General features: G+C 63.9%; 23 protein-coding genes and 1 pseudogene. 15 read left to right on the top strand and 9 right to left on the bottom strand.

The genetic code is table 11. The features are described from left to right. Positions 1 to 25: 25 nt before the first annotated feature. A complete protein-coding gene (gltA, locus tag Q1U94_RS02835) occupies positions 26 to 1,330 on the bottom strand; it encodes a citrate synthase (RefSeq protein WP_300541731.1) in 1,305 nt (434 codons plus the stop codon). Between the two features lie 30 nt (positions 1,331 to 1,360). After that, a pseudogene (gene gltX / locus Q1U94_RS02830) lies at positions 1,361 to 2,791 on the bottom strand (glutamate--tRNA ligase). A gap of 187 nt (positions 2,792 to 2,978) precedes the next feature. Here gltX and Q1U94_RS02825 point away from each other — a divergent pair. Continuing rightward, positions 2,979 to 4,952, top strand: coding sequence for a ComEC/Rec2 family competence protein (locus Q1U94_RS02825; protein WP_300541749.1), 1,974 nt, complete (start codon positions 2,979 to 2,981; stop codon positions 4,950 to 4,952). Positions 4,953 to 5,091: 139 nt separating this feature from the next. Here Q1U94_RS02825 and lexA read toward each other — a convergent pair whose 3' ends face one another. From lexA to Q1U94_RS02805, 4 genes are all read right to left on the bottom strand, one after another. After that, on the bottom strand, positions 5,092 to 5,787 hold the full coding sequence (gene lexA, locus Q1U94_RS02820) for a transcriptional repressor LexA (RefSeq protein WP_300541729.1): 696 nt from the start codon (positions 5,785 to 5,787) through the stop codon (positions 5,092 to 5,094). Between the two features lie 96 nt (positions 5,788 to 5,883). Continuing rightward, on the bottom strand, positions 5,884 to 6,696 hold the full coding sequence (trpC, locus tag Q1U94_RS02815; RefSeq protein ID WP_300541727.1) for an indole-3-glycerol phosphate synthase TrpC: 813 nt from the start codon (positions 6,694 to 6,696) through the stop codon (positions 5,884 to 5,886). Between the two features lies 1 nt (position 6,697). Beyond that, positions 6,698 to 7,717 (bottom strand): anthranilate phosphoribosyltransferase, encoded by a 1,020-nt coding sequence (trpD, locus tag Q1U94_RS02810; protein WP_300541725.1) that lies wholly within the window; start codon positions 7,715 to 7,717, stop codon positions 6,698 to 6,700. Positions 7,718 to 7,982: 265 nt separating this feature from the next. Further along, a complete protein-coding gene (locus Q1U94_RS02805) occupies positions 7,983 to 8,573 on the bottom strand; it encodes an aminodeoxychorismate/anthranilate synthase component II (RefSeq protein WP_300541723.1) in 591 nt (196 codons plus the stop codon). A gap of 101 nt (positions 8,574 to 8,674) precedes the next feature. Between Q1U94_RS02805 and Q1U94_RS02800 the strand changes: the two genes are divergently transcribed. Further along, complete coding sequence (locus Q1U94_RS02800) at positions 8,675 to 9,655, top strand: divergent polysaccharide deacetylase family protein (protein WP_300541721.1); 981 nt, start codon at positions 8,675 to 8,677, stop codon at positions 9,653 to 9,655. Here Q1U94_RS02800 and trpE read toward each other — a convergent pair. Then, positions 9,641 to 11,140, bottom strand: a complete 1,500-nt coding sequence (gene trpE / locus Q1U94_RS02795; RefSeq protein WP_300541719.1) for an anthranilate synthase component I — start codon at positions 11,138 to 11,140, stop codon at positions 9,641 to 9,643. The genes Q1U94_RS02800 and trpE overlap by 15 nt on opposite strands. Further along, positions 11,137 to 13,077, bottom strand: coding sequence for a peptidylprolyl isomerase (locus Q1U94_RS02790; RefSeq protein ID WP_300541717.1), 1,941 nt, complete (start codon positions 13,075 to 13,077; stop codon positions 11,137 to 11,139). Before Q1U94_RS02790 ends, trpE begins: the two co-directional genes overlap by 4 nt. A gap of 175 nt (positions 13,078 to 13,252) precedes the next feature. Here Q1U94_RS02790 and tpiA point away from each other — a divergent pair, with 175 nt between their 5' ends. The 4 genes from tpiA to Q1U94_RS02770 all read left to right on the top strand — a co-directional run bounded on the left by tpiA (position 13,253) and on the right by Q1U94_RS02770 (position 17,245). Then, positions 13,253 to 13,984, top strand: a complete 732-nt coding sequence (gene tpiA, locus Q1U94_RS02785) for a triose-phosphate isomerase (protein ID WP_300541715.1) — start codon at positions 13,253 to 13,255, stop codon at positions 13,982 to 13,984. Between the two features lie 90 nt (positions 13,985 to 14,074). Further along, the gene (locus Q1U94_RS02780; RefSeq protein WP_300541713.1) at positions 14,075 to 15,136 is read left to right on the top strand and encodes a response regulator receiver protein; all 1,062 of its coding nucleotides are present in this window, start codon (positions 14,075 to 14,077) and stop codon (positions 15,134 to 15,136) included. Between the two features lie 80 nt (positions 15,137 to 15,216). Next, positions 15,217 to 15,540, top strand: coding sequence for a preprotein translocase subunit SecG (secG, locus tag Q1U94_RS02775; RefSeq protein ID WP_300541711.1), 324 nt, complete (start codon positions 15,217 to 15,219; stop codon positions 15,538 to 15,540). 76 nt (positions 15,541 to 15,616) lie between these two features. Then, the gene (locus Q1U94_RS02770) at positions 15,617 to 17,245 is read left to right on the top strand and encodes a CTP synthase (protein WP_300541709.1); all 1,629 of its coding nucleotides are present in this window, start codon (positions 15,617 to 15,619) and stop codon (positions 17,243 to 17,245) included. Between the two features lie 467 nt (positions 17,246 to 17,712). On the opposite strand, the gene Q1U94_RS02765 is transcribed toward Q1U94_RS02770, so the two are convergent. Beyond that, complete coding sequence (locus Q1U94_RS02765) at positions 17,713 to 19,116, bottom strand: pyridoxal-dependent decarboxylase (RefSeq protein ID WP_300541707.1); 1,404 nt, start codon at positions 19,114 to 19,116, stop codon at positions 17,713 to 17,715. A gap of 132 nt (positions 19,117 to 19,248) precedes the next feature. Between Q1U94_RS02765 and Q1U94_RS02760 the strand changes: the two genes are divergently transcribed. The 9 genes from Q1U94_RS02760 (at position 19,249) to Q1U94_RS02720 (ending at position 26,217) form a co-directional block, all read left to right on the top strand. After that, a complete protein-coding gene (locus tag Q1U94_RS02760) occupies positions 19,249 to 19,890 on the top strand; it encodes a head GIN domain-containing protein (protein ID WP_300541705.1) in 642 nt (213 codons plus the stop codon). Between the two features lie 134 nt (positions 19,891 to 20,024). After that, positions 20,025 to 20,207 carry a 50S ribosomal protein L32 gene (gene rpmF / locus Q1U94_RS02755; protein WP_300541703.1) on the top strand — a complete coding sequence of 61 codons (183 nt, stop codon included), beginning with the start codon at positions 20,025 to 20,027 and terminating at the stop codon, positions 20,205 to 20,207. A 203-nt stretch (positions 20,208 to 20,410) separates the two neighbouring features. Then, the gene (gene eno / locus Q1U94_RS02750) at positions 20,411 to 21,682 is read left to right on the top strand and encodes a phosphopyruvate hydratase (protein ID WP_300541701.1); all 1,272 of its coding nucleotides are present in this window, start codon (positions 20,411 to 20,413) and stop codon (positions 21,680 to 21,682) included. A gap of 156 nt (positions 21,683 to 21,838) precedes the next feature. Then, positions 21,839 to 22,144 (top strand): septum formation initiator family protein, encoded by a 306-nt coding sequence (locus tag Q1U94_RS02745; RefSeq protein WP_300541699.1) that lies wholly within the window; start codon positions 21,839 to 21,841, stop codon positions 22,142 to 22,144. Positions 22,145 to 22,403: 259 nt separating this feature from the next. Beyond that, complete coding sequence (gene pdhA / locus Q1U94_RS02740; protein WP_300541697.1) at positions 22,404 to 23,420, top strand: pyruvate dehydrogenase (acetyl-transferring) E1 component subunit alpha; 1,017 nt, start codon at positions 22,404 to 22,406, stop codon at positions 23,418 to 23,420. 95 nt (positions 23,421 to 23,515) lie between these two features. Further along, positions 23,516 to 23,926: a hypothetical protein gene (locus Q1U94_RS02735; RefSeq protein WP_300541695.1), complete on the top strand. Its 411-nt coding sequence runs from the start codon at positions 23,516 to 23,518 to the stop codon at positions 23,924 to 23,926. 55 nt (positions 23,927 to 23,981) lie between these two features. After that, positions 23,982 to 24,392 (top strand): hypothetical protein, encoded by a 411-nt coding sequence (locus Q1U94_RS02730; protein WP_300541693.1) that lies wholly within the window; start codon positions 23,982 to 23,984, stop codon positions 24,390 to 24,392. Between the two features lie 14 nt (positions 24,393 to 24,406). Beyond that, positions 24,407 to 25,804, top strand: a complete 1,398-nt coding sequence (locus Q1U94_RS02725; protein WP_300541691.1) for a pyruvate dehydrogenase complex E1 component subunit beta — start codon at positions 24,407 to 24,409, stop codon at positions 25,802 to 25,804. Between the two features lie 5 nt (positions 25,805 to 25,809). Then, the gene (locus Q1U94_RS02720) at positions 25,810 to 26,217 is read left to right on the top strand and encodes a GFA family protein (RefSeq protein ID WP_300541688.1); all 408 of its coding nucleotides are present in this window, start codon (positions 25,810 to 25,812) and stop codon (positions 26,215 to 26,217) included. Positions 26,218 to 26,225: the final 8 nt, after the last annotated feature.

The following is a 26,225-nucleotide window of genomic DNA, read 5'->3' as shown; positions in this document are numbered from 1 at the left end:
TTTTCAATAGGAATTACGTAGCAACTCAGCGCTCGGCGATACCGACATAGTCGCGCGGCGTGGCACCGGTGAAGATCTGGCGCGGCCGGCCGATTTTCTGCGTGGGATCCTCGATCATTTCCGACCATTGCGCGATCCATCCCACAGTGCGGGCCAGCGCGAAGAGCACGGTAAACATCTCGGTCGGGAACCCCATCGCCTTCAGCGTAATGCCCGAATAGAAATCGATATTCGGATACAGCTTCTTCTCGACGAAATATTCGTCTTCCAGCGCAATCCGTTCCAGTTCCATGGCAACCTGCAGGGTCGGGTCGTTGCGCACACCCAGCTCGTCGAGCACCTGGTGGCAGGTATCACGCATCACCTTGGCGCGCGGATCGTAATTCTTGTAGACGCGGTGACCGAAACCCATCAGGCGGAAGGGATCGTTCTTGTCCTTCGCCTTGCGGATATACTCCGGGATCTGATCGACCGTGCCGATCTCGTTGAGCATGTTCAGCGCGGCTTCGTTTGCACCGCCATGGGCGGGGCCCCACAGCGAGGCGATGCCCGAGGCGATACAGGCGAACGGATTGGCCCCCGACGAGCCGGCCAGACGCACGGTCGAGGTCGAGGCATTCTGTTCGTGATCCGCGTGCAGGATGAAGATCTTGTCCATCGCCTTGGCGAGCACATCGGAGCCCTTGTAGTCCTCGGCCGGCACGGCAAAGCACTGGCGCAGGAAATTGGCGGCATAGTCCATTTCGTTGCGCGGCGTGATGAAGGGTTGGCCGATGGCGTACTTGTAGGCCCGTGCTGCGATCGTCGGCATCTTGGCGATCATCCGGTGGCTGGCAATGGTGCGTGCCTCCGGATCGTTGATGTCGGTCGAGTCGTGATAAAAGGCCGACAGGGCCCCGACCGTGCCGACCATGATCGCCATCGGGTGGGCGTCACGGCGGAAGCCGCGGAAAAACTGGTCGAACTGGTCATGCAGCATGGAGTGCCGGCGGATGGTCCAGTCGAAAGTCTCGAACGCATCCGCGCTGGGCAGTTCGCCGTGCAGCAGCAGATAGCAGACCTCCATGAAGTTGGACTGTTCGGCCAGCTGGTCGATCGGATAGCCACGATAGAGCAGGGTGCCTTCGTCGCCGTCGATATAGGTGATCTGGCTTTCGCAGCTCGCCGTGGAGGTGAAGCCGGGATCGTAGGTGAACAGGCCTGTTTCGGCGTAGAGCTTGCGGATGTCGATCACGTCCGGACCGATTTTCCCGCTCAGAACCGGCAGTTCAAGCGACTTGCCGTTGAAGGTGAGCGTCGCCGATCCGTTCGGTTTGGCTTTGTTTTCCATCACGTCATCCCCTAGGTTCGCGGCCGCGCGTCAGGCGTCCGCCATCATCTGATCTTCGATACGCGCCAGCGCTTCCTCACGGCCGAGAAAGACCATGACCTGCGCCAGGTCCGGAGCCGGGGCTCCGCCGGTCAGTGCGGCCCGCAATGGCTGCCCGACCTTGCCGAAGCCGATCTCTTCAGCTTCCGCGAACGCCTTCAGCTCGGCGCCCAGTATTTCGTCCGTCCAGCTGGTCAAATCGGTCAAACGGGTGAAAAGGCGGTAAAGGCGCTGCCTCGCCTCGTCATTGAGGGGTTTGGCGGCCTTGCCTTCCAGCCTGAACGGGCGGGATTTGAGCAGAAAATAGCTTTGGTGTGCGAGCTCTTCCAGTGTCGCTGCCCGCGTTTTCAGGACGGGCATGGCGGCCAGAAGACGTTGCTCGGCGATGTAGGGCTCTTCTACCCGGTCTTCAAGCCCGTCCAGGAAAGGCTGAACCAAGCCGACAAGCCGTACGTCGTCGGCGCGTGCCATGTGCTGGCTGTTGATATGGTTCAGCTTGTCCATATCCATGCGCGCGGGCGCCTTGTTGAGACCGTCCAGCGTGAATGCTGCGATCGCCTCCTTGTCAGAGAAGACTTCCTGATCGCCGTGCGACCAACCAAGGCGCAGAAGGTAATTGCGCAGGCCTTCCGGCAGATAACCCATATCGCGATACGCTTCAGCGCCCAGGGCGCCATGGCGTTTCGAGAGCTTCTTGCCGTCCTGGCCGTGAATCAGCGGCACATGGGCGAAGATCGGGCGGTCCCAGTCGAGAGCGTCGTAGATCTGGCTCTGCCGCCCGGCATTCACCAGATGATCGTCACCGCGCACGATATGAGTGATCGCCATATCGTGATCGTCAACGACGACAGCGAGATTGTAGGTCGGCGAGCCGTCCGAGCGCAGCAGGATGAGATCGTCGAACTCCTTCGCGGCCCAGCGCACCGTACCTTGCACTGCGTCTTGCACGATCATGTCGGTGTCGGGCGCCCGGAAGCGGATCGTGTAGGGCGTGTTCGCCGGAGCTTCGGCCGGATCGCGGTCGCGCCAGGGCGAACGCAGTGCGCGGCCTTCGGCAAAAGCGGTATCGCGCAGGGCCTGCACCTCGTCCGGCGTGCAGTAGCATTTGAAGGCGTGGCCTTTGGCGAGCAGTTCGAGCGCGACGTCGGCATGACGTTCGGCGCGCCCGAACTGGGAGACGACATCGCCATCCCATTCCAGTCCGAGCCAGCTCAGCCCGTCGAGGATGGCGTCGATCGCATCCTGGGTGGAGCGGGCGCGGTCGGTGTCTTAGATGCGCAGAAAGAACTGCCCGCCATGATGCCGGGCCAAGAGCCAGTTGAACAGGGCGGTCCGGGCGCCTCCGATATGGAGGAAGCCGGTCGGAGACGGCGCGAAGCGCGTACGGATGGGGCTGTCGGTGTTTTGCACGTGCGAATTCATGCTGCGCTGCAAGAAGGGAAAGTCGTGTTAGCATGAATACCAGCTTTTGCGATAGACCGAAGGCTGCTTCGTGCTTCATCCTGACGCGCGCCTGCCGCGTTTCGTGGCCGGCCACTTGAAAAAATCGGGCCTTGTTCTTGAGGTCGCGGCATTTTTCAGCCCGGCGATCATACTCGCTATAGGGGTAATGTCGGGCTCTGCACTCTATTTTTCGTTGCCCGTTGCGCCCGGCCTGCCTGTCTATGGGGGGCTTGTTGCGGCAGGACTGGCGGCTGGCCTGTGGCATTGCTGCCGGCCCGGGCGTGCGGCGGGTGGCTTGCTGGTTCTGCTTGCCGCGGGCGTGCTGTTCGGCCTGGTTCGCAGCGAATTTCGGACCTCGCACGCCGGAGAAATCCCGGCAATCGATACCGGAGGCCGGGCGATCCATGTGACCGGCTGGCTGGGTGCGGTCGAGGCCAGCGCGTCGGGGCGGTCCCGCTTGGTCGTCCGCATTCCCGAAACGGCGGAACGGCGGGCCTACCGGATCAGGGTTCTGGGTGAAGCGGGCAACGTCAGACCGGGCGATGCCGTTTCCGTACGGGCTGTCCTGTCGCCGCCGCGGGCAGCGGCCGTTCCCGGCGGATACGATTTCGCCTTTCATGCCTATTTCGCGGGTATCGCGGCTACGGGCTATGCGGTCGAGCCGGCTCGCGCCGGACCGGGCCTGGAGGCCGACGCAGCGTCACGAGCCTTGGCGCGCCTGCGCTGGGCGATGGCCGAACGTATTCGCGCAAGACTGGACGAACGCACGGGCGCGCTCGCCGCGGCTCTTCTGGCCGGTGACCGGTCGGGGCTGCCGCCCCAGGATGTCGAGGCCCTGCGGACCGCCGGGCTGGGCCATGTGCTGGCAATTTCTGGCATGCATATGGCGCTGTTGTCCGGGGGTATCTTCTTCGCCATTCGCGCTATGTTCGCCGCCTGGCCGCGCTGGGCGGCGCGGCACGATGCGGCCGTTCCCGCCGCGATTGGAGGTCTGGTGGCGGCGGCGATCTATCTGGCGCTGTCCGGTGCGGCGATCCCGACGCAGCGCGCCTTCATCATGACCGCTTCCGTTCTGGGCGCCGTCCTCGTGCGGCGCCGCGCCCTGTCATTTCATACACTTGCCGTTGCGCTTGTCGCGGTGCTGACCATGACGCCCGAAGCCGTTGTCACACCGGGTTTCCAGATGTCCTTCGCCGCCGTGGCCGCGCTGATCGCGGCGGCCCAGGTCTGGCAGGCGCGGCGTCCGCCGCCGGCACCGCTCGATGCGGGGCGCGGTTTGCGCACGTTTTTCGGCGGGCTGGGCACGACCAGCTTTGTCGCGGGGCTCGCCACGTCGGGTTTCGCCGCCTTTCATTTTCACCGCCTGGCTGCCTTCGGCCTTGCGGGCAATCTCCTGGTCATGCCGGTCTTCTCCCTGCTCGTCATGCCGGCAGGCGTATTGGCGATCGTGTTGATGCCGGTCGGTCTGGACGGCCCCGCACTGGACGTCATGAGTTGGGGGCTGAGTGCCGTGCTGGCGCTGGCGCACTGGGTGGCGGGCTGGCCGGGGGCCGAACGAACGGTGGTCTCTGCGCCGGGGTGGATACTGGCGCTCTATGCGGCGGGCTTTGCGGCTGTGACAGCGGGACGGGGACGACTGCGGCTGGGCGGCCTGGGCCTGGTGGTTCTGGCTCTGGCGGGATGGGCAGGTACCGAGCGGCCGGACCTTTTCGTGACCCGGGATGGTGTCGTCCTGGCCCGAACCGTTGACGATACGGGTTGGGGCGTCAGTGATACGCGGCGGAGCCGGTTTCCGGCCCGGGTTTTCCTGGAGGGAGAGGGGGAGACCGGCCGGCCGCAGGCCCTGGTGCAGACGTGCGACGATGTTGGCTGCGGCCGTCCGGGGGCCGGGTCTCCCGCGAATTATGTCCGGCTCACCTCGTTCGACCAGTTGGCTGAGGATTGCCGCCGCGCCCGCCTCATCGTTACCGAGCGTACCGTTCCGGATCACCGTATCCGGCGGTGTGAAGCCGTGGTGATCGACGGCACGCGCCTGGCCCGGCGCGGAGGTGTTCTGGTCTGGATGGAAGAGACCGGCGCGATGCGTCTGCGTCATGTCCTGCCGGCCCGGACACGCCGTTGGCATGCGCGGGAGCACTAATAGACGTGATCTGGGGAGATCCGTACGCCGGGGAGGGCTAGTAAGAGATCGCAATCGTCAGCACAATACGATCCCGGTACCAGAACGATTACGCGGGCTATTCTTGGCCGAATTCTGCAATGGCGCTTGCTGGCGGCTTTTAGTGATAACGCCGGATCAGCCCGACCAGACGACCCTGCACCTTGACCCGGTCAGGCCCGAAAATGCGGGTCTCATAATCCGGATTGGCCGCTTCCAGGGCGATGGAGCCGCCCTTCTTGCGCAGGCGCTTCAGCGTCGCTTCCTCATCATCGACGAGGGCCACGACGATATCGCCCGTATCGGCCGATTCGCAGCGGCGGATCAGCACGGTATCGCCATCGAGAATGCCCGCCTCGATCATCGAATCACCCTTCACCTCAAGGGCGAAATGCTCGCCGCCGGAGAGCATGTCGGCCGGGACAGGCAGCCGGTCGGTTTCGTGCTGAATCGCCGAGATCGGTACGCCGGCCGCGATCCGCCCCAGCAGCGGGACGTCGATTGTGGTCTCGTGCGTGCTCTCTTCGGGTTTTGCGAAGTTTCCGCGCACCACATTGGGGCCGAGATTGCCCTCGGGCATCGCCTGTTCGGCACTGGCCGCAGATTCGGGTAGTTTGAGCACTTCCAGGGCCCGGGCCCGGTGGGCCAGGCGGCGAATGAAGCCGCGTTCCTCCAGTGCCGTGATCAGCCGGTGCACGCCCGACTTCGAGGCCAGCTGGAGCGCCTCCTTCATCTCGTCGAAGGAGGGCGAAACGCCGGTCTCCCTGATGCGTTTATGGATGAAGAGCAGCAGCTCGTTCTGTTTCCGCGTCAGCACGGCAACCCCCTGGCAACACCTCGCAAACCGCAGCTTCGGTTTGCGGGAACAAATCAGGAATTCATGATTTTGTTCTACAAGTGTTCCTCGCGCGGGTCAACCCGCGCCGGAGCGGTCCAGGAGCGTCCGTGTCGCCATGGTCACATCGGCTTGGCGCATCAGGCTTTCCCCGACCAGCAGGGCGCGGGCCCCGGCGCTTTCGAGGCGCACGGCGTCTTCGGGCGTGAATATCCCGCTCTCGGCCACAAGGAAACGGTCCTCCACCACCATGGGTGCCAGGGCCTCGAACGTCTCCAGCCGTGTTTCGAAGGTACGCAAATTGCGATTGTTGACACCGATCATCGGTGCATCCAGCGTGAGGGCCCGTTCCATTTCAGGAGTGTCGTGAACCTCGACCAGCACGTCCATGGACCAGTGTGCGGCGGCCTCGATCAGCTCTTTGGCGGTATCGTCGTCCACGGCAGCGAGAATCACCAGGATCGCATCGGCGCCCAGCATGCGGGCCTCGGCAACCTGATAGGAGTCGTACATGAAGTCCTTGCGCAGGGCGGGCAGGGCAACGGCTGCGCGGGCGGCGGTCAGATAGCTGTCGGCACCCTGGAAGCTGGGTGTGTCGGTCAGCACGGACAGGCAGGTGGCGCCGCCTGTTTCGTAAGCACGGGCCAGGGCGGGCGGATCGAAATCTGGCCGGATAAGCCCCTTCGACGGACTCGCCTTCTTGATCTCGGCGATCAGGCCCAGCCCGTTCGAGGCTGATGCCTGCCTGAGGGCCGCCAGAAAACCGCGTACGGGTGTGGCATCGCGGGCGCGCGCCTCGACCTCGGCCAGCGGCCGGGCGGTCTTGCAGGCAGCGATGTGGTCGAGCTTGTAGGCACCGATGCGGGCGAGCGTGTCGGGCGTTGCGGTCATGTCAGGCCTCACCGAGCGAAATCGCGACCATGCGGTCGAGCGTCGCCAGGGCGCGGCCGTTATCGATCGCGGCGCCGGCCAGCCGCGCTCCTGCGGGAATGTCCTCGGCCTTGCCTGCCACGACCAGTGCGGCCCCGGCATTCAGTACGGTGATGTCCCGAAAGGCGCCGGGTTCGCCGCCAAGCAGGCGGCGGATGGCATCGGCATTGTGCGCGGGATCGCCCCCCTTGAGATCGGCTTCATCTGTACGGGCGATGCCGGCCGCCTCGGGTTCGAATGTGAATTCGCGAATGCGGCCATCCTTCAGCTCGACAATATCGGTCGGCGCTGTCGTGGTGATCTCGTCCAGCCCGTCCTGTCCGCAGATCACCATGGCGTGCTCGCAGCCCAGATCGCGCAGGGCCTCGGCCATGGGGACCAGCCAGCGCCTGTGATAAACGCCCAGCAATTGTCGGGTCACGCCGGCCGGATTGGAGAGCGGGCCGAGAAGGTTGAACACGGTGCGCACGCCCAGCGCCTGGCGTGCCGGTCCGACATGACGGACAGCGGAATGATGGGCGGGAGCGTAGAGGAAGCCGGCTCCGGCTTCCTGCAGGGAGCGCTCCACGGTCTGCGGACTGCAGTCCAGATCGAGGCCGAGCGCGGCCAGCACGTCGGAGGATCCGGACCGGGAGGAGGCCGCGCGATTGCCGTGCTTGGCGACGACGGCGCCGGCGCCGGCCGCCACGATCGCCGCAGCGGTCGAGATGTTGAAGGCCCCCTTGCCGTCGCCGCCCGTACCGCAAGTATCGACTGCGCCAGCAGGTGCCTGGATCCGGGTCATGCGGGCCCGCATCACGCGCGCACCCGCAGCGATGTCGCCGGGCGTTTCGCCCTGGGCCGCCAGGCCCATCAGAAAGCCCGCTATAGCGGGATCGGACGCACTGCCGTCCATGAGTTCCTCGAACGCGCTGGCGATATCGCCGGGGGCGGGGCGGTCGCCGCGGCTGAATGCCTGCAGGCAAAGGGCTAGGGATGTCATGCTTTTGATCTCTTTACGGAACGCGAATCGGCCGGGTCGGCAGCGGCGGATCAGCGCCAGCGCCACATCCCGGTCGCGGCCGCCGCGTATCGAACGCGCGCACCGCATACACAGGGGAAGCCTGCCGACTGCGGGCCGGTCGGGATTTCCTGCTGTGTCTTGCGGAACGGCATACGCATCTGGACCCGTAATTGAACCTCGCGAACACCTTTGCGAATAGCGCGGCCATGCAGGGATATCAACGCCCGGCTATGTGCATGCGGCTTCAGGCTGCAGCGGCCCGCGGGCCTGCCGTCAGGGCGAGAAAATTGGCCAGCAGGTCGTGACCGTGCTGCGAGGCAATGGATTCGGGATGGAATTGGACACCATGAACCGGCCGTTCGCGATGGGCCAGCCCCATAATCTCGCCATCCTCCGTGGTTGCCGTGATCGCCAGTACATCCGGCACGGTTTCCGGCTTGACGGCGAGCGAATGGTAACGCGTGGCCGTGAACGGGCTGGGCAGGCCGGCAAAGACGCCGCTGCCGTCATGGCGAACGGGACTGGTCTTGCCATGCATGATTTCCTTGGCCGAGATGACATCGCCGCCAAAGGCCTGGCCGATCGCCTGATGGCCCAGGCACACGCCGAGAATGGGCAAATCGGCCGGTGCGGTCTCGATGAGGCCGAGACAGATGCCGGCGCGGTCAGGGTCACAGGGACCGGGCGACAGCACGATACCGGCCGGTCCAAGCGCCAGGGCCTTTTCGGCCGACATGGCGTCGTTGCGGATCACGTGGGTGCGGGCCCCCAATTCCTGGAAATAGTGCACCAGGTTGAAGGTGAAGCTGTCGTAATTGTCGACGATCAGAAGCATGGTTTCTCTCCCGTCGGCAAAACCTAGGCGTATTCAGGAGCCTCGCCAATCCCGGCGTCTGCTTAACTCCGGTTTAACGGCTTTGCGGAATTGGTTAACGCATGTCGCAGATGTCTCACCGTCCGATTCGTTCGCTCAATTCTGCCGTGCCCGCTTTCGCCGGGGCGCTTGTGGCTTGTGCGTATCTTGTTGGTGCCGTTGTCTTCTCCGCCACCAGCCAGGCTGCTTCGGCATCCGAAAGCGCGCCCGAGGGCCGTCAGCAGCTGAGCGTTGACCGGCTGCGCGACCTGTCCGCAATCAGTGTGGCCGACGATCTGCCCTTGCCCGTTACTGTCCCAGATAATCCTGTCGTCCGTCCGGTTGCGACCAATCCGGCCGCACCGCGCATTGCCATCGTCATCGACGATGTCGGCCTCGATCCGGCCGCGGCACGCCGGACGGTCGCGCTCGATGTGCCGCTCAGTGTGGCCATCCTGCCCTATGCCGATGCGGCCGCCCGGATTTCGGGAGAAGCCGACGCAGCCGGTCATGATGTTCTGCTGCACATGCCCATGGAACCGGTGGGGCTTGCCGATCCCGGGCCGAATGCGCTGCGCGTTGGCCTGTCGGACACAGACCTTGCTGCCCGTATGCGCTGGTCGCTGGCGCGGGTGCCGGATGCGGTCGGTGTGAACAATCACATGGGCAGCCGCTTCACGGCTGATCCGCGTGCCATGCGCGTCGCGCTCGAGGCGATCGCCGAGCAGGACCCGCTCTTTCTGGATTCGCTGACTACGGGGCAAAGCCGGGGCCGGGCGGTCGCCGAAGGACTGGGGCTTCGGGCTCTGCAACGCGATATCTTCCTCGATCATGTCATCGATGCCGGCGCCATATCGGCCCGCCTTGCAGAGGCCGAGGATCTGGCCCGCACGCGGGGGTGGTCCGTGGTTATCGGGCATCCTCACGGCGCCACGCTGGACGTGCTCGAGAACTGGATCGGTGCGGCGCGCGAACGTGGTGTGGTTTTCCTTACCGTGACGGAATTGTCGACCCAGTTGTCCGAAACCGCTCAGCCGACGGCGGATGCTTCAGCCGTCCAGTGAATCAATGGCGGCGCGAAACAGCGCTTCGGCCTTGTTGACAGTTTCCACCCGTTCCGATTCCGGATCGCTGTCGAGCACGACACCCGCACCGGCCTGGACATGGATACGGCCGTCCTTGAACACGGCGGTCCGCAGGGCGATGCAGGTATCCATCCCGCCATCGGCGCTGAAATATCCCACAGCACCGGCATAGATGCCGCGGCGGTGCGGTTCCAGCTCGTCGATTATCTCCATCGCGCGCACTTTCGGTGCACCGGAAACCGTGCCGGCCGGGAATCCGGCGAACAGGGCGGAGACCGTGTCATCACCCTCGGCCAGATCGCCCTCGACATTGGACACAATGTGCATCACGTGACTATAGCGCTCGACGATTTCTCGCGAGGTGATCCGTACCGTGCCGGGTTTGGCGATCCGTCCCACATCGTTTCGGCCCAGGTCGAGCAGCATGAGGTGCTCCGACCGTTCCTTGGGGTCGGCCAACAAGTCGGCCTCGTAGGCATCGTCCTCGGCCGGCGTCTTGCCGCGCGGCCGGGTCCCGGCGATAGGGCGGATGGTGACGACACCGTCCCGCAGACGTACGAGGATTTCGGGGCTCGATCCCACGATCTCAAATCCGTCGAAACGGAAAAAGAACAGGAAGGGTGAGGGGTTGAGCCGTCGCAGTGAGCGGTAGACCCAGAACGGGTCGGCCGGATAGTCGGCCGAAAAACGCTGACTGGGCACGACCTGGAAGGCGTCGCCGGCGCGGATATACGCTTTCGCCTGGTCTACGGCGTCGCGATAGGTCTCGTCGGTCTGGTTGGATGTGCGCTCGCCCAGCTCTCCTTCGGGACGAACAAGGTCGGGCGTGGCACCGGCCAGGGCGGCCAGCGTGGTGTGCAGGCGTTCGACCGCCGCGTCATAGGCTTCGCGAGCAGAGAATTCGCCGGGTCTGACAGGGCAATAAACCTGGATTTCCTGCTTCAGCGCATCGAACACGACCATCACTTGTGGCCGGATCAGGCAGCTTTCGGGCAGGCCCAGCGGATCGGGTTCGGCGCCCTCGGGCAGGCGTTCGAGATAGCGCACCATGTCATAACCGACATAGCCGAACAGGCCTGAGGCCAGGGGCGGGGCATCGGCCGGCAGCGGGCAGCGCGCGTCTTCGATAACAGCGCGCAGGGCATCCATCGGATTGCCCTCCAGCGGTGTGAACCTGCGTTCGGCGACCGCCATGCCGCGTGCCTCGAAGGCCTGGCCCTCGCGGCATTGCCAGATCAGGTCCGGATCGAGGCCGATGGCCGAATAGCGCCCGCGCCAGGCGCCGCCCTCAACCGATTCCAGCAGGAAGGCATTGCGCCTGTCCCGTGCGAGTTTGAGATAGGCAGCGACCGGTGTGAGCAGGTCGTCGACCCGGCGTGCATGAATGACCGAGGTTTCGCCGCGATCATAGGCCGCTGCGACAGTCTTGAAATCGGGAGAGGCAGCGGGCCGGGACGCCGTCATTGCGCCGCCGTGGGGGATTCGCCGAGGGCCTGAGCGGCAAGCCGGCGGTCGATCGCACCCTCGCCAAGTTGGTATTCACGGCTCAATGCCTGTTGCAGGGCTACAAAGACATCGTCGCCGGCGTCCTGGGATATGGTGTCGCGCAGTGTGGCGATTTCTCCGGGGCTGGCGGTGGCGAGGTTGGCGGGCAGGATGTCTTCGACGGAGATGATGGCGTACCGCCCTTCGCCGGCCTGAACGGTCTCCCACTGGCCGGGTTCCAGGCCAAAGGCACGGCTGACGACATTGCGCGGGAAGTTCGGTGCCGTCTCGCCACGGCGGACCGTGGTGCTTTCGGCACGACCGCCTGCAGTCAGGGCGACAATATCAAGGCTTTCGCCGGCGGCCAGCTGTCCCTGGGCGTCATTGGCACGCGCCTGTAGCTGGGAATCCAGCTGGATCTGGCGCCAGCGCGTTTCGGCCTGGACGCGCACCTCTTCCAGCGGCCGGGGCTGGGCTGGGACAATCTCGTCGACGCGCAGGGCGTAGTAGTCGGTTTCGTTGAACTGGGTGAGGTCGTTGGCAAAGCCCTGTGCCTGTTCGAACGCCGCCGGCAGAATTTCCGCGCCCAGGGCCTGATAGCGGGCCATGTCGATCTCGAGACTGCGATCGCGGCCATACCGGTCAAGCGGTTGGAAAATCTCGATCGGAGAGCCAGAGCTGGCAGCGGCCTGTTCCAGCGTCGCCCCACCGGCGCGTTCCTGTTCGAATTGTGCGATCTGCTCGTACAGTGCGTCCAGGGCGTCGGCGCGCGCGGCTTCTTCCTGGAGGGCCGGACGCTGCTCCTCGAAACTGGGCATGCTCGCAGCTTCGGCGTGGGTCACCTGTACAGCATTCCAGCCGAACCGGCCCTGAACGGCCCGGGTTTCGCCCTCGTCCATGGCAAAAACGGCGTCGGCGATACTGCTGTCGGGGACCTCGTAGGCCTCCACTTCGGCCAGTTCGACCGGTTCGCCCAATCCCAGCTCTGTGGCGATGGCGTCAGCCGCCTCGCCGCTCGCGAGACGTTCTGCGACAGTATGGGCGGTTTCGGCATCCGGTGCAGTCACCTGTACGAAGCTGCGGAGCGCAGGTGTGCCGATCTGGCCGGTTTCCACCTGGTAGTCGTAGGTCTCGCGCAGAACGTCCTCGTCGATTTCCACGTCGCGGACGAAATCATCCAGCTGGAAGCGCACGAGGGTGATGGCACGCATTTCCGGCGCCATGAACAGCGGCAGGCCGGTGCGCGGATCGGGCATGTTCCGGTTGTTGTCGATGAAGCTCGCCAAGTCCTCGTCCGTCGGGTCGGGGATTTCATCCGCCGTGGAGGCATCGAGGATGAGGGCGGTGATGCGGCGTTGTTCCCGGGTCACGTCGAAACGTGTTTCGGCGTAAATCCGCGGCACCTGTAGTCCGCTGCCCAGGGTGGATACGATCTGCTGACGGCGTAGCTCGCCTTCCATGTCGGCGCGGAATTGTTCCTCGGTCAGGCCCGCACGCTGCAAGGCGGAGACCATGGTGTCGTAGTCGAACTGATCGGTAACCGGATTGCGGAAGGCGGGCTGGCGTGCTGCCTCGCTGACAAGCGTGTCGCCGGACACGGCGATGCCCAGCTCGTCGGCCTTGGCCTCGAGCGCGGCGAAAATCGTCAGGCGCTGGAGGACCTGTTCGCCCAGCCCCATTTCCTGCGCCTGTTCGCGGGTGAAACCGGGATTTTCCGTCTGCATGTTCCGCAGTTCGCGGTCGTAGGCCTGGGCCAGTTCGCGCACGGACACCTGCTGATTGCCGGCCACCACGACCGCTGTTCCGCTGCCGGTAAAGATCCCGCCGACGCCATAGAGCGCGAAGGCGAGCACGAGCAGGACGATAATCACCAGCGCGAAAGGGGACTGGGCGAAGGACCGGAATAGGGACAGCATGACGGGCAGGGCCTTTTGGATTTCGTTGCGCGGAAGGTAGCGGCCGGGATTCCCGGTCGCAAGCACCGGCCGCCGTCCGATTGCGGTGACGCAGCCGCATTCTTGCTCATGTTCGCCGGGCCGACTAATCCTCGACCGCTCGATATGCACCGATTGAGGCACCTGGGGAGGGAATATGCCACGCACTGTCATGATTGCCGGCAACTGGAAGATGAACGGGCTTTCGGCCGATCTCGGCTTCTTCGATACCATCGCTCCGGTTGCTCGCGCTTCGGCGGCAGAAGTCCTGGTTTGTCCACCGGCAACGCTCCTGGCCGCAGCGGCTGGGCGGTGCAGCGGCGAGGCCATTCTGATCGGGGGGCAGGACTGTCATGCTGAGAAGAGCGGGGCACACACAGGTGACATCTCGGCCCCGATGCTGCGCGATGCCGGCGCGAGTCATGTCATCGTCGGGCATTCCGAGCGGCGCATCGATCATGCAGAAAGCGATGCGGATGTGCGTGCCAAGGCGGAGGCGGTGCTGGCGGCCGGGCTGATCCCGATTGTGTGTGTCGGCGAGACGCGCCAGGAGCGCGAGGCGGGGCAAGCCGAGGATGTGGTCCGGCAGCAATTGTCGGGTTCGCTTCCCGGCGTTTCTCAGAATTCCGAACTGGTAATAGCTTATGAGCCGGTCTGGGCCATCGGGACCGGTCTGACCGCGTCGGTCTCGGATGTGGCCTCGATGCATGCGTTCATCCGAAGCGCATTGCCGGAACCGCTAACTACCCGGATTCTTTATGGAGGTTCGGTCAAACCGGATAATGCGGCGGCGTTGCTCTCGCTTGCCGATGTCGACGGCGCGCTGATCGGCGGGGCATCTCTCAAAGCCAGTGATTTTACAAGCATAATCGAAGCAGCTGGTCGCTGATCAGAACCCTGGCGGTAAGCGGATCGAAACTTCTTTGCGTCAGGTTCGGCCATTCATTGGCGCCGAGCAGTTATAAAAGAGCGAAAAGACATGGCCGAGACCGACTACGCACGCGCGTCCGTTCTCCTGTTCGATCCCGTACACGCGAACCAGCGCACGACGCGTTATGCGCTGTTTGAAATCGGTTTCCGTCAGATCGAAACGGTCTCCTCGCTGGCCGAGTTCAAGACCATGCTGGCTGATTCTGCGCCGACCCTGGTGGTCGCCGAATCGAGCGCGACCGATGCTGACGTCTTCAATCTGGTTCGTGCGGTACGCCGTGGCGAACTGGGGGCCAACCCGTTCTCGGTGATCCTGCTGACAACCTGGAGCCGCGATACCGGCCATATCCGCCGCGCCATCGAATGCGGCGCCGACGACGTCATCGTCCGGCCGTTTTCCACCATGTTCGCCGAAGAGCGGGTGAAGACGCTGATCAAGGGGCGCAAGGACTTTATCGTTACATCGGACTATATCGGCCCGGACCGGCGCAAGGATGCAGAGCGTGGATCCGATGCCCCGCCCGTGTCGGTGCCGAATATTCTCAAGGCGACCGTCGAGAACGATTTCGAGGCCCTGAACGAGGCCAACGGCTGGATCCAGGAAGCCAAGGAAACCGTTCGCGCTGAACGTCTTCGCCGGCTGGCAATGCGTATTGTCGTTACCGTCGAGCTGCATGCGTCGAAGCACAAGGCCGACGAAGCCCTGCCTGTGAAGCTGGATACGACCGACCTCCTGCGCACGGGACGCGAACTCAAGGCCCAGCTGATCAAGGCCAACCGCCGGGAGGCTGCAGAAGTCTCCGAGGCGCTGCTCGACCAGATCAAGGCGCTGGGCGACGGATCCAAGGCGCCGGCGAGCAGCCTCAACCTGATCAAGGAACTCGCCATGGGCGCTTATGCGGCCTTTACCAACGGCGATACGCTGGAGCGTTCGAAGGACGAGATCGGACGCACGGTTTCCAATTTGCGCAAGCGTCTCCAGGCCAAGGCCGATGCTGCCCAGCGCCGTGCCGAGCTGGCGGCAGAGCAGGCCCGGCAGGACGCTGACAATGGTACCGCAGACGGCGCTGGCCAAGGCGAAGCGCCTGGTATAAAACGCGCCGCCATGTAGCCGGGCTTGGGTTTGCCGTCCCGCAAACCCATATTCCAGTCTGGAATGCCCGCACACAGCGCAAAGCAACGGCGGTATCGATGAAAGAAGTGCTCCTGATCATCCAGCTCCTGGTCGCGGCCGGTCTTATCGCCGTGATCCTGCTGCAGCGGTCCGAAGGCGGCGCGCTGGGCATTGGCGGCGGCGGTGGCGGGGGCATGATGTCGAGCCGGGGCGCTGCAAACGTGCTGACGCGGACCACCATGGTTCTGGGTGCGGTCTTCATTGCCAACTGCATCCTCCTGGCTATTGTCGCGAGTGTGGGTTCGGACGGTCAGAGCGTGTTCGACCGCACGGCCAATGATCCCGCGATCGGTGTCATCGAGGAAGAAGAGCAGGGCACGCCCGTGCCGACCGACGGCTAGCCCGTCCACGCTTTTCTCATCATTTCTCACATTCGCGTCTTCCGACGCGCTCGAATCTCGGATAATCAGACGGCCCATGCCGCGATATATCTTTATTACGGGCGGCGTGGTCTCCTCGCTTGGAAAAGGCCTCGCATCAGCCGCGATCGGAGCGTTGCTTCAGGCGCGCGGATACAAGGTCCGCCTGCGCAAGCTCGACCCCTATCTCAATGTCGATCCGGGCACGATGTCGCCCTACCAGCACGGCGAATGCTACGTCACCGATGATGGCGCGGAGACCGATCTGGACCTGGGCCATTACGAGCGCTTCACCGGCGTTCCGGCGAGCCAGGCGGACAACATCACCACCGGACGCATCTATTCGCGTATCATCGAACGCGAGCGCCGCGGCGACTATCTGGGTGCCACGGTGCAGGTGATCCCGCACGTCACCGACCAGATCAAGCAGTTCGTCCTGTCCGATGCAGGTGATGTTGATTTCGTCCTCTGCGAGATCGGCGGCACGGTGGGCGATATCGAGGGCCTGCCCTTTTTCGAAGCGATCCGCCAGCTCGGCCAGGAGCTGGGCGAAGGTAATGCGGTCTTCATGCATGTCACCCTGCTGCCCTTCATCAAGGCAGCCGGCGAGATGAAGACCAAGCCGACACAGCACTCGGTGAAGGAATTGCGCTCGATCGGGATCCAGCCGGACCTGCTGTTGTGCCGCTGCGAGATTCCGATCCCGCCCGGCGACAAGCGCAAGATTGCGCAATTCTGCAATGTGCGCGAAAGCGCCGTCATCGAGGGGCGAGACGCGTCCTCGCTCTACGACGTTCCGCTTGAGTATCACCGCCAGGGCCTGGACACGGAAATCCTGCACTGTTTCGGTATCGACGACGCGCCCGAGCCGGATCTGTCGAAATGGGAACAGATCTCGCACACCATCGCCAATCCCGACGGCGAGATCACCATCGGTGTCGTGGGCAAGTATGTCGGCCTGCTGGACGCCTACAAATCCCTGATCGAGGCGCTCAACCATGGCGGTATCGCCAACGGGGTAAAGGTCAATCTCAAATGGCTCGACAGCGAGCAGTTCGAGAAGGACGATCCGTTCGAGCCCCTGGAGGATGTGCACGGAGTGCTGGTGCCGGGCGGGTTCGGCGAACGCGGTGTCGAGGGCAAGATCGCTGCGGCGCGGTTCGCGCGCGAGCGCAAGGTGCCCTTCTTCGGTATCTGCTATGGCATGCAGATGGCCGTGCTGGAAGCGGCCCGCAATCTGGCGGGTATCGAGAAGGCGGTGTCTTCGGAATTCTCCCAGGACGGCGAACTGGTTATCGGGTTGCTGACGGAATGGACGCGCGGCAATGAGGTCGAGACCCGTTCGGCAGAAGGCGATCTGGGCGGCACCATGCGTCTCGGGGCCTATCCGGCCGTTCTCGCGGAGGGCAGCCGCGTGCGGGAGATCTACGGCGTCGCACATATCGAGGAACGCCACCGCCACCGCTATGAGGTGAATGTGGGCTACCGGGAACGCCTGGAATCCTGCGGACTGAAATTCTCGGGCCTGTCGCCGGATGGCGTTCTGCCGGAAATCGTCGAGATCGAAGACCATCCCTGGTTCGTGGGCGTGCAATTCCATCCGGAACTCAAATCGCGTCCCTTCGAACCGCATCCGCTGTTTGCCAGTTTCATCGCGGCCGCCCTGCATCAAAGCCGGATGGTCTAACGAGGGACATGTACCTCCGGTACGTGTCCCAATGTTTGCGAGGAGTGCGACGAACGAACATCAAAAGTCGCCACCTCGAATATGCTTATCAGCGATCGTTTTGGATACTTCTGTTCACGGCTCCAGTGTTCGCTGCGGTCACGGTCCGGCGGAAAGGTAGCGTTGCCGATTTTCTTATCGGAATGACGCCGATCTTACTGTTCAGCCTTGGCCTCTTCTTGTTCTATCTGGTCAAAACGCAAGCTTCCAAGTGACCCAGACGACAGGGCTGCAGTCGCGACTGGCCACGCTCCCATCCTCGCCCTTGATGGGCGAGGGGGACCGCAGCTTTGCTGCGGTGGAGTGGGTGGGGGCGAGGTGCTTGACTTATATGCACCGGGATTCACCCCTTCCGACCCAGCGCTTCGCGCTGGGCCACCTTCCCCATCAAGGGGAAGGATGACGCTCTCCGCCGACGGTGTTTTATCCTACGTCTGTTCAGCCAGCTCCCCCACCACCCCCACCGCCGTCATCACATCCTCCCGCGTGCAGTCGAACTGCCCCACCTGGAATCGGATCACGTAGTCGCCCTCGTGGCGGGTCTGGGTGAGGTAGGTGCGGCCGTCGGTGTTGATACGCTCCAGCAACGCCGCCGTCGCCGCATCCGCATCCTCGCCGGGCGGCTCGTAGCGGAAGGTAAAGAGGCTGAAGCGGCCGGTGGTGACGATGCGGAAACGGGGCAGGGCGGCGATGGCGGTCTCGGCCTCGCGCGACCAGGCGATGTGGTTGCGGATGCGCGTGCGCAGGCCCTCCAGCCCGTAGGCGCGGATCAGGAACCAGAGTTTGAGGGCGCGGAAGCGGCGGCCCAGTGGCACTGTCCATTCCGAATAGTTCACCACCTCGTCCAGGCCCGGCGTTTCCAGATAGTCGGGACGCAGGGTGAGAGTGCGCACCTGGTCGGCGGGATCCTTGAGGAACTGGATCGAACAGTCGAACTGGGCGCCGAGCCATTTGTGCGGATTGAAGACCAGGGAATCGACCCCCTCTACGCCGGCCCAGTGCTCGCGGAATTCCTCGCAGATCATCGCCGATCCGGCCCAGGCGGCGTCGAGATGGGTGTAGAGGCCTTCCTCCCGGGCCACGGCGACGATCTCGGCCACCGGATCGCAGGCGCCGATCGATGTGCCGCCGGTGCAGATCACGATGCCGGCCGGCTGGTAGCCCGCCGCCCGGTCGGCGGCGATGGCGGCGCGCAGGGCGTCCGGATCCATGCCGTAATCGGGACGGGTGGGAATTTTCACCAGATTGTCCTGGCCGATTCCCGCCACCCAGCCGGCCTTGTCCACCGAGGAATGAGTCTGGACCGAGGCGTAAATGCGCGGGGCGGGCCCGCCGGCCAGTCCCGAGCGAATGCCGCGCCAGTCCAGCGCCCGTTCGCGCATCGTCATCACCGCCGACAGGGTCGCCGAGGAGGCCGAATCCTGGATCACACCGCGCCAGCCGTGCGGCAGGCCCAGCGCCTGGCGCATCCAGTCGACCATCCGGGTCTCCATCTCCGTCGCCGCGGGCGAGGTCTGCCAGAGCATGCACTGTGCAGCGATGGTGGAGACAACCTGTTCGGCCAGGACGGAGGGCAGGGCAGCATTGGCCGGGAAATAGGCCATGAAGCGCGGATGCTGCCAATGCGTCATCGCCTCCGGCACGATGCGTTCGAAATCGGCGAAGATCGTGGCCATGTCCGTGCCGTCCACTGGCGGTGCTTCCGGCAGTTGCGCAAGGACCTGTCCGGGCTGGCAGTCCGGCCGCACGGGGCGGTCCCGCAGGGTCCGGCGATATTCGGCCGACCATTGCGCCAGGCGCTTCGACCAGGTTTCGAATTCCGCGATATCCATGCCTGCCTCCTCGCCACTTTTGCCTGGCGTATGCATTAAAGGCCGATTGGCACGCATCTAAACAGGCTTTCACATGCATCCCATACGGGATCCGCTATCATGCGATAGGGGGTGAAGAGGGAGAGCAGCACGATGTGCAAGACGATTTTCGCCGTATTGAGCGGCATGGCGCTGGCCACAAGCGCCGCCTGGTCACAGGACAGCCAGGATATCGAGGTCGGCGCCTTCGACCGGATCGATGCCGGTGGCGGCTACGAGATCGAGATTGTGCGCGGCGATGCGCCGTCAGTCCGGCTGACGGGCGATGCCGACGATTTCGAGGATATCCATGTCGAGGTCCGCAACGGGCGTCTTGAGGTGGAACAGGACAGCGGTCTCTTTTCGCGCCGCCGATCGCTGGACGTGGTAGTCGAAGTGACGGTGACCGAGATCCGTGCGCTGGACTTCAATCGTGGTATTTCGGCGCGGGTCACGGATATTGAGTCCGACGAGCTGCGGATCAATGTGTCGACGGGGTCCAGTTCCCGCATCGCCGGGCGGTGCGCATCGCTCGATCTGGAGGCCTCGACAGGGTCCTCCCTGAACGCGTCGGAGCTGATCTGTGCCGATGTCGATGTGGAGGCCTCGACCGGAGCCTCGGCCTCCGTCCATGCGACCGACAGTGTTTCGGCGAGCGCGTCCATGGGCGCCTCGCTGCGGGTTCATGGATCGCCGCCGAGCCGCGAGGTGCGCTCGACCATGGGTGGTTCGGTGCATCTTGCCCACGAGGGCTGAGCCCGCCGACAGCCGGCGGTCTGCAATGAACCGCCGGGAATGCTTGCGCCGCGCCGTATCTACCTGTATACGGCGCGGCTCGAACGGATGGCGAGGGCTGTCCGGAGCATGATTCAGAATATGTGGAGAGGCTCATGGCCGTCCCTAAGAGAAAAACCACGCCGAGCAAGCGCGGCATGCGCCGGAGCCACGACAAGCTGTCGAGCCCGGTCTACATCGAAGACAAGGACAGCGGCGAACTGCGCCGTCCGCATCATGTCGATCTGAAGTCGGGCATGTATCGCGGCCGCCAGATTCTGGAGCCGAAAGACGACTGAGTCGTTTTTGCGCCACGAACGTCAGCGTTCGGCACGAATTTCCTGAAACGCGCCCGGAGAAATCCGGGCGCGTTTTCGTTCGGGCGGTATTAATCGCAGGCTGTTCGCGTTAACAGTGGAAAACCTGCGCAGACGCGGACTTGCGCCATCCTGCGCGTTGGTTATGAAGCGCCCAGATCCTTCCTGCCCAAAGAGCTCCGATCATGACCGCCATTATCGACATCGCCGCCCGCGAAATCCTCGACAGCCGGGGCAACCCGACCGTAGAGGTCGACGTGCTGCTGGAGGACGGGTCTTTCGGCCGCGCCGCGGTGCCGTCCGGCGCTTCGACCGGAGCGCACGAGGCCGTCGAGCTGCGCGACAATGACGAACGCTATGGCGGAAAGGGTGTTGAAAAGGCTGCCGGTCATGTCGAGGGCGAGATTTTCGAAGCGCTCGCCGGCATGGATGCGGAGGACCAGCGCCGCATCGACGAGGCAATGATCGAACTGGACGGGACGGCCAACAAGGCCCGCCTGGGTGCCAATGCCATGCTCGGCGTCTCCCTGGCGGTGGCCAAGGCGGCGGCCGACGTGCACGGCCAGCCGCTCTATCGCTACATCGGTGGCCTGAATGCACGGGTCCTGCCGGCCCCGATGATGAACATCATCAATGGCGGCGCTCATGCCGACAATCCGATCGACTTCCAGGAATTCATGATCATGCCGGTCGGCCTGCCGACCTTCTCCGAGGCCTTGCGCTGTGGCGCCGAGGTGTTCCACGCTCTCAAGGCGCGCCTCAAGGCGGACGGGCTGAACACGAATGTCGGCGATGAGGGCGGTTTCGCGCCGAATCTCAACTCGGCCGAGCAGGCGCTGGACGTGATCATGGCCGCCATAGAATCGGCCGGATACCGGCCTGGCGAGGAAGTGGCGCTGGCGCTCGACGTCGCCTCCACGGAGTTCTTCAAGGACGGCAAGTACGTCATGGCCGGGGCGGGCGTGACGCACGATTCGGCCGGTTTTGCGCAGTATCTGGAAGACCTGGTTGGCAAATACCCGATCGTCTCTATCGAGGACGGAATGGCCGAGGATGACTGGGAAGGCTGGAAGGCGTTGACCGACCGTATCGGCGACACCTGTCAACTCGTCGGCGACGATCTCTTCGTGACGAATCCCGAACGCCTTGCCCACGGCATCGAGACCGGCGCGGCCAACGCCATTCTCGTCAAGGTCAACCAGATCGGCACGCTGTCGGAAACCCTGGATGCAGTCGATATGGCCCTGCGCTCGGGCTATGGCGCGGTGATGTCCCACCGCTCCGGCGAGACGGAAGACGCCACCATTGCCGACCTGGCGGTTGCCACCAATTGCGGACAGATCAAGACCGGCTCGCTGGCGCGCTCCGACCGCACCGCCAAATACAACCAGCTCCTGCGTATTGAGGCGCTACTGGGCGAGACCGCGGTCTATGCCGGGGATAGCGGCCTGGCCTAGGATTGATCCCCTCCACAGGCCGGGGGGAGGCGGCGTTACCGTGAATCTTACCAGTGGCTGAATCCCGGATTCACCGTTCCTAAAGCCGAAACGTGTTGAATCACCCTGGACGACAACACCGGCGCGGGACAGCCGGGTTAACCAGGGTGGTCAGGTTTGGACGCTTTCAAGCGATACGGCACGAGTGTCTTTCTCGCGGTGGCGATTGCCTATTTCGGCTATCACGCGCTTACCGGCGAGCAGGGCGTTCTGAACTGGATCGTCGTCGAGAACGAGATTCGCGCTGCCGAGGCCGAACTGGAACTCGCCGTGGCCGAACGCGAAGCCCTGGAAGAAACAGCGGCCCGCCTGCGCTCCGACAGTCTCGACCTCGACTATGTCGAGGAACGCGCTCGCGACATACTCAATGTTGCCCATCCGCGCGAATTCATCGTCGAAATCGAACCCGACGCGCAACGCTAAGGCGCTCTTCCCAAGAACATGAATCCCGACGGCCCCGGCCCATGAGCCGGAGTTCGGTCTGCAAGGCGGTGTTGACGGCGGGGCCGCGCCTTCCTCCCATCGGGTGGGCCGCGGGCGATGCAAAGAAGGCCCGCTTCCATACATCGCGCCTGCAGCATGCCCTTTTTTTGCCCAAGCGCTTGCCGTCCACGTCATCCATCTGATATGCGGCACCCACTGTCAGATGGGAGCGCGAACAGTTTATTTCGCGTACGAATTAATGGCTGCCAAGCGTACCACGAAAACCTCCGCATCGAAGGCTGGCGCCAAGCCGGCCGGAAAAGAAGAGCTGCTTCAATACTATCGCGAGATGCTGCTGATGCGGCGTTTCGAGGAAAAGGCGGGCCAGCTCTACGGCATGGGGCTGATCGCCGGCTTCTGTCACCTCTATATCGGCCAGGAAGCCGTCGTGACGGGCATCCAGGCGGCGCTGGAGGAGGGCGACCAGGTTATCACCGGTTATCGCGACCACGCCCACATGCTGGCCACGGGCATGGATCCGAACGGCGTCATGGCCGAGCTCACCGGCCGCGAGGGCGGTTATTCGCGCGGCAAGGGCGGATCGATGCACATGTTCTCGCGCGAGAAGCAGTTCTATGGCGGCCACGGCATCGTCGGCGCCCAGGTCTCGCTGGGCACGGGCCTGGCCTTTGCCGATGCCTACAAGGAAAACAAGAAGGTTGCCGTGACCTATTTCGGCGATGGTGCGGCCAATCAGGGCCAGGTCTATGAGAGCTTCAACATGGCCAAGCTCTGGAACCTGCCGGTCGTCTACATCATCGAGAACAACCAGTACGCCATGGGCACGGCGGTCAAGCGCGCCTCCTCGGAAACCCACCTGCACAAGCGCGGCGCCTCCTTCGGCATTCCCGGGGAGGACGTTGACGGCATGGATGTCGAGGCAGTGAAGCGGGCAGCCGAGAAGGCCGTCAAACACGCCCGCGAGGGCAAGGGTCCCTATATCCTGGAAATGAAGACCTACCGCTATCGCGGCCACTCCATGTCGGACCCGGCGAAGTATCGCACGCGCGAGGAAGTCGACGATGTGCGCTCGCACCACGACCCGATCGATCTCGTCAAGAAGCGCCTCATCGAGGGCAAGCACGCCAGTGAGGACGAGCTCAAGGAGATCGACAAGGAGGTGAAGACCATCGTCAACGCGGCGGCCGAGTTCGCCAAGGAAAGCCCAGAGCCGGATCCCTCCGAGCTCTATACGGACGTGCTTGTGGAGGTTTGATTGCGATGTGCCTCCCGATTGTCCGCGACTGCGCTCAGGGCTCGCCTTGGGGGCGAGCCTGTGCGGGAGTGGCGGCGTAATAGGGGAGAGACACGATGACGCCGCAAGTGAAGCATTTCCTGGATACCTGGCATGCCGCCGTGCGCGAGCGCAGCCAGGCCAAACTTGAAAGTATCATAGCCGAGGGCTGTGAACTGCACTCTCCGGTGGTGTGGAAACCCTCGGCCGACAAGCACTATCTGCTGCATATCCTGATGGGCGTGATCACCAATATCGAGGGCTTTGCCTATCGCCAGGACTGGATAGACGGCAACGAGATCATGCTGGAATTCACCGGCACGGTGGACGGCAAGGACCTGGTGGGGATCGACAAGATCACCCTGGACGATGCCGGAAAAATGGCCCGGATCGAGGTGTTGATCCGGCCTCTGAACACGCTGGTCGAATTCGCCGGCAAGATGCGCGAGCACGCGCTGAGATACAAACCCGAAGCGGCCAACGGCTGAGTGAAGGTCGAAAGTGATGCGCTATTCCGGTCAATGCCACTGCGGAAAGGTTGGAGTGTCTTTTGAAACCCGAAAGACCCCGCAAATGCTGGGCGTCCGGACCTGTCAGTGCGACTTCTGCCGCCGCCAGGGCGCAGTGAATATTTCCGATCCGGCCGGCGCGATCGAGATCGATTGCGGTCCGGACGACATCCATCGCTACCGCTTTGCGCTGCGCACGGCGGATTTCCTGATCTGCAGGACCTGCGGCACCTATGTGGCGGCCGTGATGGGCGAGGGCGGGCGCATCGTCTCCACAATCAATGTCACGGGTCTGCGCATGGCGGACTTCCTCGATATCGAGGAAGCGCCCGCCGACTACGCCGCGGAGACGACCGAGGCCCGCATCGCCCGGCGTTTTGAAAAATGGACGCCGACCCGCTTTGTTCACACCCAGCTTGCCGCATCGAATTTCGGCCCTCACTAGACGGAAGACACTCCATGCCTACCCAAATTCTCATGCCGGCCCTTTCGCCCACCATGGAAGAGGGCACGCTGGCCAAATGGCTGATCAAGGAAGGCGATACCGTGGAAAGCGGTGACGTCATCGCCGAGATCGAAACCGACAAGGCGACGATGGAAGTCGAAGCCGTCGAAGAGGGCACGGTTGCCAAACTCCTGGTCGCCGAAGGCACCGAGGGCGTGAAGGTCAATGTGCCCATCGCGATCCTGGCCGAAGAGGGCGAGGACCCGTCGAATGTCGAGGTGCCGGAACCCGGCGGCGAAGCGGCCGATGGACAGGCCGGCGATGCGGCAGATGACAACGACACAGACGACGCCGGCAAGGGGGCGCCCGTCTTTGTCGATCATTCGGCGCCTGACGCATCCGACCCGGATGTGCCCGAGGGTACGAAAATGGTGGAAACCACGGTGCGCGATGCGCTGCGCGATGCCATGGCCGAGGAAATGCGCCGCGACGACACGGTCTTCGTGATGGGCGAGGAAGTCGCCGAATATGAAGGCGCCTACAAGGTCACCCGCGGCCTGCTCGCCGAATTCGGGGCCAAGCGCGTCGTCGACACGCCGATCACCGAGCACGGCTTTGCCGGCCTGGGCGTGGGTGCGGCCTTTAACGGGCTGAAACCGGTCGTGGAATTCATGACCTTCAACTTCGCCATGCAGGCCATCGACCAGATCATCAATTCCGCCGCCAAGACGCTCTACATGTCCGGCGGCCAGATGGGCTGTCCCATTGTGTTCCGCGGCCCCAATGGTGCGGCCAGCCGTGTCGGCGCCCAGCACTCCCAGGACTATTCCGCCTGGTACGCCAATGTGCCCGGTCTCAAGGTGATCGCGCCCTACGATGCGGCCGACGCCAAGGGCCTGCTGAAGGCCGCCATCCGCGATCCCAATCCGGTCGTCTTCCTCGAGCACGAACTGATCTATGGCGAGACGTTCGACGTGCCGGACGTGGAGGACTGGGTTCTGCCGATCGGCAAGGCGAAGGTCCGTCGCGAGGGCTCGGACGTCACCATCACCGCGCATTCGCGCATGGTCGGTTTTGCCCTGGAAGCGGCGCAGAAACTGGCCGCCGAAGGCATCGATGCGGAAGTGATCGATCTGCGCACCCTGCGCCCGCTGGACACCGAGACCGTGGTCAATTCGGTGAAGAAGACCAACCGCATCGTCTGTGCCGAGGAAGGCTGGGGCCGGATGGGCGTCGGCGCGGAAATCGCCGCCGTCGTCACCGCGGAAGCCTTCGACTATCTCGACGCTCCGCCCGCACGCGTCCACCAGGCCGACGTGCCGCTGCCCTATGCCGGCAATCTGGAGAAACTCTCCCTGCCGGACGTGGAGGATATCGTGAAGGCGGCGAAGGCTGTCTGTTACGCGGAGTAGGGCTGATGGCTGGCACACCGGAAAAATCCTGGCGTTCCGGCGGCTGCCATTGCGGCGCCGTGCGCTTCGAGGTGAATGTCACCGACGCGGTCGTGGTGATCTCGTGCAATTGCTCGCTGTGCGCCAAGACGGGCTTCATTCATCTCGTGGTGGACGAGGCCGATTTCCGTGTCACCCAGGGTGAAGACAATATCGGCGAGTATTCCTTCCACACGCACACGGCCAGGCACCGTTCGTGCAGGACCTGCCACGTGACCACCCACCACACCATGCGCTCGCGCCCGGACGGGATCTCCGTCAATCTGCGCTGCCTGGACGGCGATGCGAACCTGCAGCTGCGCTTCCAGGAATTCGACGGCGCCAGCTGGGACGAAGACGGCGATATGCCAACGACCGCGGCCAACCAGGCCTGAACGAGGAA

The organism is Maricaulis sp. (genome assembly GCF_030149515.1).
In the GTDB taxonomy this organism is placed as follows: domain Bacteria; phylum Pseudomonadota; class Alphaproteobacteria; order Caulobacterales; family Maricaulaceae; genus Maricaulis.
Note: the sequence above shows the minus strand (reverse complement) of the source record. Positions and strands in the feature narration are given on the sequence as shown.